The 15,411-nt window shown below is 51.2% G+C and carries 10 protein-coding genes; 4 read left to right on the forward strand and 6 right to left on the reverse strand.

The genetic code is table 11. The features are described from left to right. Positions 1-21: 21 nt before the first annotated feature. Positions 22-3,705, reverse strand: a complete 3,684-nt coding sequence (gene metH, locus MUG06_RS12710) for a methionine synthase (protein WP_243078806.1) — start codon at positions 3,703-3,705, stop codon at positions 22-24. 195 nt (positions 3,706-3,900) lie between these two features. Between metH and iclR the strand changes: the two genes are divergently transcribed. Then, positions 3,901-4,728 carry a glyoxylate bypass operon transcriptional repressor IclR gene (gene iclR / locus MUG06_RS12715; RefSeq protein ID WP_215847925.1) on the forward strand — a complete coding sequence of 276 codons (828 nt, stop codon included), beginning with the start codon at positions 3,901-3,903 and terminating at the stop codon, positions 4,726-4,728. Here iclR and aceK read toward each other — a convergent pair. The 5 genes from aceK to MUG06_RS12740 all read right to left on the reverse strand — a co-directional run bounded on the left by aceK (position 4,682) and on the right by MUG06_RS12740 (position 11,575). Continuing rightward, the gene (gene aceK / locus MUG06_RS12720) at positions 4,682-6,445 is read right to left on the reverse strand and encodes a bifunctional isocitrate dehydrogenase kinase/phosphatase (protein WP_243078807.1); all 1,764 of its coding nucleotides are present in this window, start codon (positions 6,443-6,445) and stop codon (positions 4,682-4,684) included. The genes iclR and aceK overlap by 47 nt on opposite strands. A 60-nt stretch (positions 6,446-6,505) precedes the next feature. After that, complete coding sequence (gene aceA, locus MUG06_RS12725) at positions 6,506-7,807, reverse strand: isocitrate lyase (RefSeq protein ID WP_243078808.1); 1,302 nt, start codon at positions 7,805-7,807, stop codon at positions 6,506-6,508. Positions 7,808-7,824: 17 nt separating this feature from the next. Further along, positions 7,825-9,423: a malate synthase A gene (gene aceB, locus MUG06_RS12730; protein WP_243078809.1), complete on the reverse strand. Its 1,599-nt coding sequence runs from the start codon at positions 9,421-9,423 to the stop codon at positions 7,825-7,827. Positions 9,424-9,687: 264 nt separating this feature from the next. Then, positions 9,688-10,617, reverse strand: coding sequence for a homoserine O-succinyltransferase (metA, locus tag MUG06_RS12735; RefSeq protein ID WP_215847928.1), 930 nt, complete (start codon positions 10,615-10,617; stop codon positions 9,688-9,690). 106 nt (positions 10,618-10,723) lie between these two features. Beyond that, positions 10,724-11,575, reverse strand: a complete 852-nt coding sequence (locus MUG06_RS12740) for a LysR family transcriptional regulator (RefSeq protein WP_243078810.1) — start codon at positions 11,573-11,575, stop codon at positions 10,724-10,726. A 225-nt stretch (positions 11,576-11,800) separates the two neighbouring features. Here MUG06_RS12740 and MUG06_RS12745 point away from each other — a divergent pair, with 225 nt between their 5' ends. Genes MUG06_RS12745 through MUG06_RS12755 form a run of 3 tightly spaced genes read left to right on the forward strand, consistent with a single transcriptional unit; the run spans position 11,801 to position 15,364 of the window. Further along, a complete protein-coding gene (locus tag MUG06_RS12745) occupies positions 11,801-12,934 on the forward strand; it encodes a M20 family metallopeptidase (protein WP_243078811.1) in 1,134 nt (377 codons plus the stop codon). Beyond that, entirely contained in the window at positions 12,931-13,734 is an 804-nt protein-coding gene (locus tag MUG06_RS12750) for a transporter substrate-binding domain-containing protein (RefSeq protein ID WP_243078812.1), read from the forward strand. The genes MUG06_RS12745 and MUG06_RS12750 overlap by 4 nt, the downstream gene beginning before the upstream one ends. Then, a complete protein-coding gene (locus tag MUG06_RS12755) occupies positions 13,721-15,364 on the forward strand; it encodes a M28 family peptidase (RefSeq protein ID WP_243078813.1) in 1,644 nt (547 codons plus the stop codon). Before MUG06_RS12750 ends, MUG06_RS12755 begins: the two co-directional genes overlap by 14 nt. Positions 15,365-15,411 lie beyond the last annotated feature (47 nt).

Here is a 15,411-nt window from a genome sequence, read left to right on the forward strand (position 1 = left end):
GTTGTTTACGCTGTTCTGCTGCTAATCCGCATCGTAACCCAGGTTCGGTGCCAGCCAGCGTTCGACTTCCGTTACCGACATCCCTTTACGTGCCGCATAATCCTCAACCTGATCGCGCTGAATCTGCGCCACTGCAAAGTAGCGGCTGTCAGGATGGCTGAAGTACCAACCTGAAACTGACGCGCCAGGCCACATGGCAAAAGATTCCGTCAGCTTCATACCGGTCATGGTTTCAACGTCCAGCAGTTGCCAAATCGCGGCTTTCTCGGTGTGCTCCGGGCAGGCCGGATAACCTGGCGCAGGGCGAATTCCCTGATAATTTTCGCGAATCAACTCTTCATTGCTGAGGTTTTCATTCGGCGAAAAGCCCCAAATCACTTTACGCACCCGCTCATGCAGATACTCGGCAAATGCTTCTGCCAGACGATCGGCGAGCGCCTTAACCATGATTTTGTTGTAGTCGTCATGCTGACGGTCGTAAGCCTCTGCCAGCTCATCTTCTTCGAGTCCGCCTGTAACGGCAAACGCGCCAAAGTAGTCCGCTTTTCCGCTGCTTTTAGGGGCGACGAAATCGGCCAGACAGTAGTTGGCGAAGTCGGTTTTCTCTGTCTGCTGACGTAAGTGATGACTCACACTTATTACGTCGTCACGCTGCTCATCTTTGTAGATATGAATGTCATCACCAACGCTATTGGCCGGGAAAATACCGACGACACCGCGTGGCTTCAGTGCGCCTTTTTCACTCAGCTTATCCAGCATATCGTTGGCGTCGGCAAACAGGCGTTTCGCCTCTTCACCTACCACCTCATCTTCAAGGATGCGCGGATATTTGCCCGCCAGCGACCAGGTCATAAAAAACGGCGTCCAGTCGATGTAGTTACGCAACGTATCAATGCTCGCCTCTACCGCGCTAACACCAAGACGATGCGCCACCGGCGGCGTGTAACTTTCCCAGTCAAGGCTGGTGGCGTTATCACGCGCAACCTGCAATGAAACCGGCGGCGTACGCGGTTTCTTGCGGGCGTGCTGAATACGCACAGTTTCGTACTCTTTGCGGGTGCGCGCCACGAAGTCATCTTTCAGCGTAGCGGATAACAGTGAGGAAACCACGCCAACCGTGCGCGAGGCATTTTGCACATACACCGTCGGGCCGCTGTAGTTCTGCTCAATTTTCACCGCGGTATGCGCTTTTGATGTGGTCGCGCCGCCAATCAGCAGCGGCAGCGTGAAGCCTTGACGCTCCATCTCTTTGGCCATATTGACCATTTCATCCAGCGACGGCGTGATCAAGCCCGATAAGCCAATGATATCAGCGTTCACTTCGCGGGCGGTTTTCAGGATTTTTTCGCCCGGTACCATCACGCCAAGATCGATGATTTCGTAGTTATTACACTGCAACACCACGCCAACGATATTTTTACCGATGTCGTGCACATCGCCTTTTACCGTCGCCAGCACGATTTTGCCGTTGCTGCGCCCCGCTTCTTTGCTCGCCTCAATAAAGGGTTGCAGGTAAGCCACCGCTTGCTTCATCACCCGCGCTGATTTTACTACCTGCGGCAGGAACATTTTGCCCTCGCCAAACAGATCGCCCACCACGTTCATACCTGACATCAGCGGACCTTCGATCACTTCAATTGGACGCGGAGCCTGCTGACGCGCCTCTTCAGTATCCTGTTCAATAAATTCGGTAATGCCTTTAACCAGCGAATATTCCAGGCGCTTCACCACGTCCCAACTGCGCCATTCAGCCAGCTGTTTTTCTTGTGAGCCATCGCTTTTGCCGCCGCGATATTTCTCGGCTAAATCCAACAGCCGTTCGGTGCCATCATCGCGGCGGTTGAGAATAACGTCTTCGACCGCGTTTCGCAGTTCGTCAGCCAAATCGTCATAAATCGCCAGCTGACCGGCGTTGACGATCCCCATATCCATGCCTTTTTGGATGGCGTAATAGAGGAACACGGCGTGAATCGCCTCACGCACCGGGTCGTTGCCGCGGAATGAGAACGAGACGTTGGACACGCCGCCAGAAATCATCGCATGTGGTAATTCGCGTTTGATGTCTTCACAGGCGCCGATGAAATCCATTGCGTAGTTGTTGTGTTCTTCAATGCCGGTCGCCACCGCAAAGATATTGGGGTCAAAAATGATGTCTTCCGGCGGGAAGCCCACTTGCTCAGTCAGGATTTTGTAGGCGCGGCGACAGATTTCAATTTTTCGCGCGCGCGTATCTGCCTGACCGACTTCGTCAAACGCCATTACTACCATCGCGGCGCCGTAACGACGTACCTGACGCGCATGATGAATAAAGACCTCTTCGCCCTCTTTCATTGAGATGGAGTTCACGATGCCTTTGCCCTGAATACATTGCAGGCCTTTTTCGATCACTTCCCATTTCGAGGAGTCGATCATGATCGGCACGCGTGAAATGTCAGGTTCACCGGCGATCAGATTCAGGAAACGCACCATCGCCGCTTCGGCGTCAAGCATGCCTTCATCCATGTTGATGTCGATGATCTGCGCGCCGCTTTCAACCTGCTGCAACGCCACTTCCAGCGCTTCGTTGTACTTATCTTCTTTAATCAGGCGTTTGAACTTGGCTGAACCGGTGACGTTGGTACGTTCACCCACGTTCACGAACAGCGACTCAGCGGTGATATTCAGCGGTTCAAGACCGGAAAGCCGGCAAGCGACGGGGATTTCTGGCAGCTTACGTGGCGCAACACCTTCAACCGCACGCACCATTGCGGCAATGTGCTCCGGCGTAGTCCCACAGCAGCCGCCGATAATATTGAGAAAGCCTGACGTCGCCCATTCACCAATCTGCTGCGCCATAATGTCGGCGTCGAGGTCATATTCACCAAAGGCGTTGGGTAAACCCGCGTTTGGATGGGCGGTAACGTAACCTTCCGCAATGCGCGACAGCTCCGCCACATACTGACGCAGCTCATCGGGACCCAGCGCACAGTTAAGGCCAAACGACAGCGGTTCGGCGTGACGCAGCGAGTTATAAAAGGCTTCAGTGGTTTGCCCAGAAAGCGTACGCCCAGAAGCGTCGGTGATAGTGCCCGAGATCATCAGCGGCAGGTCCACGCCCAGCGCTTCCATCTCAGTTTTAACCGCGTAAACCGCCGCTTTGGCGTTCAGAGTATCAAACACCGTTTCAATCATGATGATGTCAGAGCCACCTTCCACCAGCGCCCGTGTGGATTCACGATAAGCATCCACCAACTGATTGAAGGTCACGTTACGATAAGCGGGATCGTTAACATCCGGCGAGATCGAGCACGTGCGGTTAGTTGGGCCTAATACGCCCGCGACATAGCGTGGACGATCCGGCGTTTTCGCCGTCCATTCATCTGCGCTGGCGCGCGCAAGCCTGGCGGCTTCGAAGTTGATCTCTGCCGACAGCGATTCCATCTGGTAATCCGCCATCGCGATGGTGGTAGAGTTAAAGGTATTGGTTTCGAGAATATCGGCACCCGCGGCAAGGTAGGCGTTGTGGATCTCGCGGATCACTTCCGGCTTGCTCAATACCAGCAGATCGTTGTTACCTTTGAGATCGCAGGGCCAGTCAGCGAAACGGCTGCCGCGAAAATCCTGCTCATCCAGCTTGTAGCTCTGGATCATGGTGCCCATGCCGCCGTCCAACACCATAATGCGTTGCGCGAGCTGCTGATGCAGCGCTTCGATTTTGTTGCTCACTGTTGCCTCATTAACGTCAATCTGCTGGCAGAAATACCCGCCCGACATACTGTCATAACTTCGTGAAGGGTCAAAGCAACCTTGGATGAGACATTTTCAGGCAAAACGACTAACAGATCCGACCAGAAAAGCGTTGATTGCAAATCAGCCAATTAAAACGAAAATGATTTCCATATTGCAGAAGGAGAAACAGCAATGGTTACACCTGTGGCCGCCAAACGCGGTAAGAAACCTCGCGGCACGATCGCTGCTACACCTGCAGTCGGGCAGGTTCAATCCTTAACCCGTGGCCTGACATTACTGGAACTGATCGCGGATTCTCACGGCAGCGTCGCGCTCACCGAACTCGCTCAGCAAGCGGGTTTACCTAATTCCACCACGCATCGTTTACTGACTACCATGCAGCAGCAAGGCTTTGTGCGTCAGGTCGGCGATCTCGGCTTTTGGACTATTGGCGCCCATGCTTTTGTGGTCGGCAGCAGCTTTTTGCAGAGCCGCAATCTGCTGGCCTTGGTGCATCCGGTGTTGCGCTCGTTAATGGAGACGTCGGGTGAAACCGTTAATCTGGCGGTGCTGGATCTCAGCGATCATCAGGCGGTGATTATCGATCAAGTGCAGTGTACGCAGTTGATGCGTATGTCTGCGCCCATTGGGGGAAAATTACCGATGCACGCCTCTGGCGCGGGCAAAGTTTTTCTGGCGCATCTGACCGACGAACAAGTCACCGCGCTGCTGCATCAAAAGGGATTGCATCACTACACACCCAAGACGCTGATGTCGCCGCAAAGCCTCAAAGCAAACCTGGCTCAGGTGCGTAAAGCGGGATTCTCATTTGATGATGAAGAACATGCGCTGGGCCTGCGCTGTGTGGCAGCACCGATTTATGACGAACACGGTGAAGCCTTCGCCGCGATCTCTATTTCAGGGCCGATTGCACGCATGACTGACGATCGCATCACCGAGTTAGGCGCGCTGGTCATTCGTGAAGCACGTCAGGTAACGCTGGCGTACAGCGGACGTTAGCATAACGCTCGCTGAAGCGCTGCGCCTGCTGCCAGGCGATGACCTCCTCGACGTGACCTTGCGTGATGCGCTGCTGCTGGGCACGCCACCAGCTCGCGTCGAAAAGCTCAGGGTGCAGCTGCTGTAACAGCGCGCCTGTTGTCGCTTCACTGCACAATGCGTAGCGAAAGGTTTCGGGAAAAACATCATCCACTCCCACGCTGTACCAAGGCTCAGCGCTTAACTCATCCTCTTCATAACGCGCTGCCGGCACGTCACGAAAATGGAGTTCACTCATTGGGCGGATTTCATCGTAGTCATAAAACACCACGCGACCATGGCGCGTCATACCAAAATTTTTAAACAACATATCACCAGGAAAGATATTGGCCGCCGCCAACTGTTTGATGGCATTACCGTATTCCGTGATGGCATGCTTTCGCTGTGCGGCATTCGCCTGAGTAAGATAAAGGTTGAGCGGCTGCATACGTCGCTCCAGCCAAAGATGGCGGATGATGAGGCGATCGCCTTCAATATGCATTTTTTCAGCAATCGTCGCGTTAAGTTCCGCCATTAGTGCAGGAGAAATTTGCTTCAACGGCAGCGCGAACTGCTCAAATTCCTGAGTATCCGCCATGCGTCCTACGCGATCGTGTTCTTTAACCAATTGATAACAGGCGCGCACCTGCGCTTCTGTAACCTCTTTTTGTGGGGCAAAGCGGTCTTTGATCACTTTGAATACCCGATCAAATCCTGGCAGCGTGAACACCATCATCACCATGCCACGCACGCCAGGCGCGACTTCACAAGGGTGTTGCGTGTTAGCCAACGCCTGGAGGTACTCGCGATAGCTTTCAGTTTTACCGTGTTTCTGGCAGCCGATTGCCATATAGCGTTCAGCGAGCGTTTTGCCCGGTAGAATCGGCTGTAGCCACGCCACCAGCGCGGCGGGGATCGGCGCATAAACCATGAAATAAGCGCGCGCGAAACCAAACACAATGCTGGCATCGTCCCTCGCCGTTAGGCAAGTATCGATCCACAATTCGCCCTTTTCGCTGCGCTGAATCGGGAGCAGAAAAGGATAAATTCCCTGCGGCAAATGCAACCGCGCCACAATCCAGGCGGTTTTATTACGGAAAAAAAGTTCACAGCTTACGTCCAGCCAACCCTGTTCTAATTCCACGGCCGTAAAGTGTTCATTGAGATGCTGCACAATCCACTTTTCATCCCGCGCACTATCCTGCCACTGAAGTGTTAAAGGCAGATCGCGCAGCAGCTGATGAATCAGCGCCAGCCAGCCTTGCTGCGGTTGATAGCAGCGAGAGAGCGGACGCGAAGGCGCAATATTTGTCGCACCAGGTTGCGAGCTCACGATAAACAAACGCTGGGGTTGTAAATGTTCGTGTCCATGCAGTCGGCAATAAACCGAGTTGAAAAAGCTTTCAGCAATTTCATAGCGTGGGTAGCCCGGCAGCAAGGTTTCGTAATGACTTTTTACCCGCAACCAAAACGCATCATCCCAGCTGGCGGCGCCGTTCAGAATGCGCAGCTGATCGGCGACTAACCCAACATGATGATCATAAAGATGAATACGTGCTTTCATCGCCTGCTGCACCGCATGCCATTCGGCCTGCTCGAAGCGCTGCTGCGCGCCAGCGGTGATATCCAGAAAGCGACCATACTGGGCGTCGAAACCTTGCAGAATGGTATGGGCAATCAACGATTCGCGTGGCGGCATGGCGCGTCCCCCATAAAAAGCCCGCCTGTGAAGTGGCAGGCGGGAAACAGAGACAGAGAATTAAAACTGATGTTCTTCCGTCGAGCCGGTTAGCGCCGTCACCGACGATTTTCCGCCCTGAATAAGGGTGGTGACCTGATCGAAATAGCCGGTGCCGACTTCCTGTTGATGCGAAGCGAAGCTGTAACCGCGTTCACGGGCTGCGAATTCTGGCTGCTGCACTTTTTCCACGTAGTGTCGCATCCCTTCGCCTTGCGCATAGGCCTGGGCAAGGTCGAACATGTTGAACCACATACTGTGAATGCCCGCCAGCGTGATGAACTGAAAGCGATACCCCATCTCGCTTAGCGCCTGCTGAAAGCTGGCGATGGTGCTGTCGTCGAGATTTTTTTTCCAGTTGAATGAGGGCGAACAGTTGTAGGCCAGCAGCTTGCCAGGAAACTGAGCGTGGATTGCCTCGGCAAAACGGGCTGCCATCGCCAGATCGGGCGTGGATGTTTCACACCACAGTACGTCGGCATAGGGTGCGTAAGCCAGGCCACGACTGATCGCCTGTTCAATACCAGCGTTGGTACGGAAGAATCCTTCGGCGGTACGATCGCCACGAATAAACGGACGGTCATATTCATCGCAATCGGACGTGATCAAATCTGCAGCGTCAGCGTCAGTGCGCGCCAGCAAGATCGTTGACACGCCCATCACATCTGCAGCTAAACGCGCCGCAACCAGTTTTTGCACGGCTTCCTGCGTGGGCACCAACACCTTGCCCCCCATGTGACCACACTTTTTCACCGCAGCCAGCTGATCTTCAAAATGCACCGCCGATGCCCCCGCGCTGATCATCGATTTCATTAACTCAAAGGCATTCAGTACCCCGCCAAAACCCGCTTCTGCATCAGCGACAATCGGCAAGAAATAGTCGATGTAGCGGCTGTCGCCAGGCTCAATGCCGCTGGACCATTGAATCTGATCGGCGCGCTGAAAGGTTCGGTTGATACGTTCGATCACCTCGGGCACGGAGTTCACTGGATACAACGATTGATCCGGGTACATCTGCCCAGCGACGTTGGCGTCTGCCGCGACTTGCCAACCGGAAAGGTAAATGGCTTCAATGCCAGCTTTGGCCTGCTGCAAAGCCTGGCCGCCCGTTAACGCGCCAAGACTGTTGATATAGCCTTTCTTCGCCTCGCCATTAAGCAATGACCATAATTTCTCCGCGCCACGTTCCGCCAGCGTGCAGGCTGGATTAACGGAACCGCGCAGGTTAACTACCTCTGCCGCGCTGTAAGGGCGAGTGATGCCTTTCCAGCGACTATTTTGCCAACCCTGTTCGAGTTGTTGAATTTGTTGGGTACGTATCATAGCAACGGCTCCTTCATTCATGGGATCAGGCGGTAGCCCGGCAGAGTGAGAAACGAAACCAATTTATCTTCTGTGGTGATTTGCACCATTAGCTGCGCAGCTTCACCATAGCGACCGGCGTTGAAACGCGCATCGCCCAGCGAGGTTTGTAGGTTAATGAGCTCTTCGGTAAGCCATTTCTGGAACAGCTCGGTGGTTACGCGTTGTCCATCGTTGAGCTTTTGCTGATGGCGTATCCATTGCCAGATTGAGGTACGTGAGATTTCAGCGGTGGCGGCATCTTCCATCAATCCTTCAATCGGGACGCAGCCGTTACCGCCAATCCACGCTTCGAGATAGTGCAGCGCAACGCGAATATTCGCACGCATTCCCGCTTCGGTACGCTCGCCTTCACAAGGTGCCAATAATTGCTCGGCAACGATTGCGGCGTCATCATTTCGCATCACATCAAGCTGGTTCAGTCTGTTGCCCAACACGTCATCGAATACCGCTTTTGCCGTGTCTGCCAGTCCCGGATGCGCAATCCATGTGCCGTCATGCCCATTGTTTGCTTCGCGCTGCTTATCTTCTTTTACCCGTTGTAACACCCATTCGTTACGCGCAGCCTCTTTACTCGGAATCAGCGCCGACATGCCGCCCATCGCGAACGCGCCACGACGATGGCAGGTTTTGATCAGCAAGCGGGAATAACAGTCCAGAAACGGCTGCGCCATGCTAATGGATTGACGATCGGGAAGAATACGATCGGGATGTTGACGCAACGTTTTGATGTAGCTGAAGATGTAATCCCAGCGACCGCAGTTCAGTCCCACAATGTGATCGCGCAGATTCCAGAGGATCTCATCCATCTGAAACACTGCTGGTAAGGTTTCGATTAAAACGGTGGCTTTAATTGTGCCGCGCGGTAGATCAAAACGATCCTCGGTAAAAGTGAAGATCTCACGCCACCAGCCGATCTCTTGTCCGCTCTCAGTTTTTGGCAAATAAAAATAGGGGCCGCTGCCCTTTGCCAGTAGCGCTTCGACGTTATGAAAAAAGTAGAGCGCGAAATCAAACAAGCCGCCGGATATTGGCTTCCCTTGCCACTGAACGTGCTTTTCTGACAGATGTAAGCCGCGCACCCGACACATCAACACTGCAGGATTGGCGCACAGCTGATAGATTTTGCCGTTATCGCCAGTAAAGCGCAGCGTTCCCTTTACGGCTTCACGTAGGGTTTGTTGTCCTTCGATCAGTTTCTGCCATTCAGGCGTGAGTGAATCCTCAAAATCTGCCATGAAAACATTAACGTTGGCATTCAGGGCGTTAATCACCATTTTGCGATCGGGCGGCCCGGTAATTTCCACCCGACGATCCCTCAAATCTTGTGGGATAGCTCGGATCCGCCACTCGCCTTCTCTTATGGAATCCGTTTCCATATCGAATCCTGGAAGTTCTCCCTCGTCGTAACGTTGCTGCCGCTGCTGACGTATCGCTAATAAAGCCTCACGTTGCGCAGTAAAACGTTCGACCAATGCATGCAAAAACGCAATCGCTTCTGGGGTAAGAAGCTGCTGTTCGGCATGATTAAAGGGCTGAGTGAAATCTAAAGCACTACTGATAACCGAGTCTGTCATGGTGGCTTACTCCTGTTATTAGCGAGATCGACGTGGGTGGATCCGAATGTAGGGTAATTTTTAAGCTACAGGATCAAAGCATATGCATTTTAATTTTAAAATCAAAAACTATTTCCATTTTAATCTTATTAACGATTTATCTTATTGATAAATAATTAATTAAAACATGTTTAATAGAAGGAATGGTTTTCACTACTGAAATACAGACACAAAAAAACCGTGACAGCGAGTGGCTATCACGGTCTGATTTGATGAAGTCGGGAATTACTCTAAGGTTGGATTCATATGGCGCAGATCGTATGGTGTGATCTGGTAGACGTAATAGTTAAGCCAGTTAGAAAACAACAGATTACCGTGGCTGCGCCATGTCGCACGCGGCGGCAACTCAGGATTATCCTGAGGAAAATAATTGTGCGGAATAGCAGGGTTTAAGCCAGCCTCATAATCACGATGGTATTCACCCGATAATGTCAGCGCATCATATTCCGGGTGCCCGGTGACAAACGCCAGACGTTTATCTTTACTGGCCATCAGATACGCGCCGGTTTGTTCCGATTCAGCAAACAGCTCAAGATCGGTGTAATCAGTGATGAGTTGAGTGGGAAAATCGGCATAACGTGAATGCGGAGCCAGGAAATTATCGTCAAATCCTCGGGTCAGCAAGGCGTGTGGATGCAGGGTTTGATGCTCAAAGACGCCAGATAATTTGTGCTGACGCGTTTGCTTGGGAATACCGTACAGGATATTTAGCGCGGCCTGAACTGCCCAACAGACAAACAGCGTTGAGGTGACGTGTTCCTTAGCCCAATGCAATATGCGCTGAATCTGCGGCCAGTAAGCAACATCATTGAAATCAACCAGCCCCAGCGGCGCACCTGTAACGATTAAGCCATCATAGTTATCATGCTTAATATCTTCGAAATTACAGTAGAAGTTATTGAGATGCTCTGTAGGCGTATTGCGAGATTCGCGGCTATCGATGCGTAACAGCTGAATATCGATCTGCAAGGGCGAGTAAGAAAGCAGGCGCAGAAACTGGTTCTCAGTCTCAATCTTTTTAGGCATGAGATTCAGTACCAGTACTTTAAGCGGGCGGATCTCCTGAATACTGGCGCGCGATGACGTCATCACAAAAACATTTTCATTGCGCAAAAAATTCGCAGCCGGTAATTCGTCGGGAACCCTGATTGGCATAGCCTGCTTACCTCTTATAACCGTATAAACGTTTAGACATCCAGATGCCCAACCTTAGCCTGGTGACTCTGTAATGTCGAGACTTCATGCAAATGATGAAAATGTTTCAACTTAGATCGGTGAACATCTCGACAAAGGGCAAAATCACTGACGCATCGCTGCTGGCATGACGATAGAGTAACCAGGTTCGGCTTTTAAGTGCTGTACCAGCCACTTGCAAAGGTTGGCACCAAAGCCGATCTGAAAGCGGCTGATAGCTTGAAACAATGGCATATCCTAACCCACGCTCAACCATCGCCAGGCACACTTCCAATTTATCGACTTGCATCGCTATGCGCGGTGCTAGCGTGAAATTGGCATTCCACCATCGCTCAATCAGATGCGTAATATGCCCGCCATGGTTGATACGAATTTGTGGTAACTGCGGTAGCAGCTTTAAATCGAGTGGCTGCTGACTAACCAGCCAATAATCATCAATGTCGACCAGTCGTTTGCCATCGCGCCAGTGGTAATCATCTTTAACCAGCGCAACATGGATCTCCTCACGTTGCAGCTTTTGGTACATCTCCTCACTTAATCCGCTAACCAAATTTACCCGGATGCCACTGTGCTGCTGGCTAAAGCGCGCCAATATTTCTGGCAGACAATAGGCGGCATAATTGCTGGTTACGCCAATACGTAATTCACCCTGTCGCGGCAGATTCAAACTCTGTAGGGTTTGTCGCAATTGCTGTGACTCGTTAAGCATTTTCTCAGCATGTTGTGCCAGATAGCGCCCTTGAGCACTGAAAACTATTTGACGTCCACTCTCTTCGAATAATAAAACGCCTAGCTTGCGTTCAATCTGTTTCAGCCGATAACTCAGTGCGGGTTGCGACGTAAACAGTTGTTCTGCTGCGCGGGTAATGTTGTGGTATTGCCACACCGTATAAATAATCTGCCAATCTTTTTCGTTCACCGTCACGCTCCTGATAATGCCCCTTCCATAAAATAATTTTTGCTTTAAAGCCGCAAGCAATAAAAAAGCTCAATTGGGAATTAATGTTCAACGGGTTTATATCTGAGTAATACATTTTAATTCAATGCATTACTCGCACCTTTATGGTGAGAGAAAAGCCTTAGGTGCACCATGAAAGAGCAGAAGAATAAAATTATTTATGCTGTTGAGCAGTTACGAGACGCTATGACAGCACTGTCCCGCGATATACATAGCCATCCTGAGTTGAGCTTCAACGAGCATCGTTCCTCTGCTGCGTTGCAGCAGCCGCTTCGTGACGCTGGATTTATTCTTACCCAGCCGCTAGCAGAACTGGAAACCGCCTTTATTGCCCGTTATGACAGCGGCAAACCCGGGCCACGTATAGCGTTACTGGCAGAATATGATGCGCTGCCTGAATTAGGGCATGCTTGTGGACATAACTTGATTGGTACCGCCTCGGTAACAGCGGCTTTAGCGTTAGTGCAGAGTGGCGCGCTGAATTCAGGTTGTCTGGAAGTCATTGGCACGCCTGCAGAAGAGGAAGGCGGCGGAAAAATCATTATGGCCGAGCAAGGGATCTTTACCGATGTCGATGCTGTGATGATGTTTCATCCCAGAGAGAAAAACATGGTGACGCGCGGCGCGTTAGCTTGTGTTGATGCGGTATTCAAATTTTACGGCAAAGCAGCCCATGCTGCTTCCGCTCCCCATCTTGGTATCAGCGCGCTTGACGCCGTGATCCAGACATTTGTGGGTATCAATGGATTACGGCAGTTTTTTACAGATGATGTGCGCGTACACGGCATTATTACGCACGGTGGTGATGCCACAAATATTGTACCAGCCTATGCGGAAGCCAAATTCCTGATGCGTGCGGCAACAGTAACTGGCTTGCAAACGGTGCGACATAAAGTGTTCGCTGCCGTTGAAGCCGCGGCCGCAATGAGTGGCGCGCGCGTTGAGATTGAAGAAGGGCTAACTTATGCAGAGCGCAATAATAATCTGGCGCTAGCCGATTTGTTCCAGCACAACCTTTTGCAACTGGGTCTAACAACAGAAGCGCCACCGGAACGCGGTGGCGTTGGCTCCTCTGATATCGGTAATGTCAGCCAACTTACCGCAGCTATTCACCCTTATTTACGTATCGGCGACGTGGTGCCACATACCCCAGAATTCGCCATAGCGGCGGCTTCTGATGCAGGTATCGACGCCATGCTTAATGCAGCAAAAGCGTTAGCAATGACTGCGTTTGATCTGCAAAACCCTGAACACTTTCAATCTGTACGTCAGGAATTTTGTGCCTGGCAAGCGGCTCATTCTGTTGGAGATTCAAAATGAAATCAGCATTAACGTTACTGGCTACATTGGCCTTGGGGATGGCAGGCACAAGTTATGCCGCCGGAGAGACATTACGTGTAGGCGCAGATTTGAGTTACCCACCTTTTCAGTATCGTGATCAAAACGGTACGCCAACCGGCTTTGAAATCGATATCACTAACGCGGTTTGCAAAGCAGTACAGGTTAAATGTGATTATGTCGTCAGCAGTTTCGACGCTGAGATTCCCTCATTGATGGCCAAAAAAGTCGATTTCATCTCCCCGTTAGGCGCAACAGCAAAACGGCGTAAATCCATTGATTTCAGCGATTTTATCTACCATATCCCTACAAAGTTAGTTGTGCATAAAGGGAGCAACTTACAACCTGACGTCGCGTCTTTGCTCGGCAAACGTATTGCAGTGCAGCAGGGTTCTATACAGGAAATGTATGCCAATAAATATTGGGCTCCTAAGGGTGTTGATATCGTGATGTATCCTGACCAGGACGTTATTTATCAAGATCTGGCTTCTGGCCGATTGGATGGCGCACTGAGCCCTGGCGTGGCGGTGACTTACGGCTTCCTGAATAAACCGGAAGGAAAAGATTTTGCTTTAACCGGCCCAGAAGTACGTGACGATTTGCTGTTCAGCATTGGTTCTGCCTATGGCGTGCGTAAAGACGATACAAAAACACAGAAGTTGCTGAACGAAGGTCTGGCTAAAATCATGGCTGATGGCACTTGGGAAAAAGTGAAACAACACTATTTTGGCGATTTAGAAATGAAAGTTACTCGTGCAGAAAGTACCCATGCTGCCAAATGATTTGCAGCAGGCAATGCAAGCGCTGTTGCAATCGTTTCAGCATTTGCATCGCCTTTCGGGAAGCGCGGATGCTGAACGCAGCGTTGACTGGCTTTGCGCGCAACTGAGGACACATCAAATTCCTTTTAAGCGCGAGCGTTGTCGGCTCTGGCTTAGTGATCCTTTGGAAGGTTCGTTAATAGTGCAAGGCAGCGTGCCTTTAACAATCCCAGCAAAAACGCGCTCATTTTCAGCGCATTGCCCCGAAGGTATTGAGGCTGAGTTGTATTATGATCAACGCTCGCTGGTTTTTGTGCCTGAATATGAATATGAAAGTTGGGCCAACGCAGTTCGCGGAAAACTCGTAGTGGCTGATCAAGGTTATGAAGATTATGTTCAGCGTCTTATGCAGGCGGGTGCGGCTGGATTAATTCATATTTGGGGTTCGGTGGAGCCGGCCTTGCATGAGGAAACGGTGGGCCCGATTTGGGGTACACCTGTACCCGATGACGTGCTGCGCTATCCAACTTTGCCCGTAATAAGTATCAATCATCAGGAGGGTAAAACCCTTTTGCAGCATATGCTGCATTCACCGTTACAAGCATGCATTTTTACCCGGTTACATGAGCATGTCGCGGAGTGTTCGTTACCGATAGTGGAATTGACGGGGGAAAGCGAAGAGTTTGTCCTGCTCTCTTCTCACTACGATTCCTGGCATGAAGGCGTGACCGATAATGCAACGGGGAATGCACTTTGTCTGGCGATGGCGCTACATTTTGCTCATAACAGCGGACCGTTAAAACGAGGATTACGCATCGCGTTTTGGCCTGGTCACTCAAATGCGCGTTATGGTGGCTCAACATGGTATGCCGATAACTATCGTGCCGAACTTATGCAGCATTGCGTGGCACATATCAACGTTGACTCACCAGGCTGCGTGGGAGGTAGTGAAGTTGTCGTCAATGCCAGCGGTGCAGAATCCACGTTCTGGTTGAATCAAGCGATAACATCGGTAACGGGAACCACTGCATCACGCATCACACCTATGGGCAAAGGCGGCGATCAGTCCTTTTGGGGATTAGGAATTCCATTGCATTTTGCATTGCGAGAAGAGCCAGCCTTACGCACTTCTCTTTCTCCGGGAAGCGGTGGCGGTTGGTGGTGGCATACTGAGGAAGATACGCTTGATAAAGTCGATGAGGCGCATTTATGGCGCGATGTACAAATTCATCAACGCTGGCTAGAGACATTACTGTTATCTGACACACTTCCTGTTGATCCAACAAGTTATGTCTGTGCATTACGCGGTGCCTTGGCTCAGCTGCAGAGCGAACTCGATCCGATGTTTTCTGTTAAGCCTATCGATCAAATGCTGCAAGCATTGGAAAAAGCATTATTGCTTGGGCATCAACCTTCTGATTTAAAAAGAGTAATTGGGATCTTGCATCGTGTGAGATATCGCGCGAGTGATGATTATCACCCTGATTTGAGTTATCACGGAGGTGCTTTTCCCGGCTTGCAAATACTCCGTGGCCATAGATCAGAGCAGTGTAGTGAGCGCTTCTGGCTGATGCTTGAAACTCAATTTATACGGCAGCGTGATCGTGCATGTGAGTTATTTGCAGCGAGTTTAGACATTCTAAAAAGATAATGTGGGATTATTGGCGGGTTTTATTAGCTTAGTTTTAATAAAATTTA

It is taken from the genome of Pantoea sp. MQR6 (assembly GCF_022761075.1).
GTDB lineage: Bacteria > Pseudomonadota > Gammaproteobacteria > Enterobacterales > Enterobacteriaceae > Pantoea > Pantoea phytostimulans.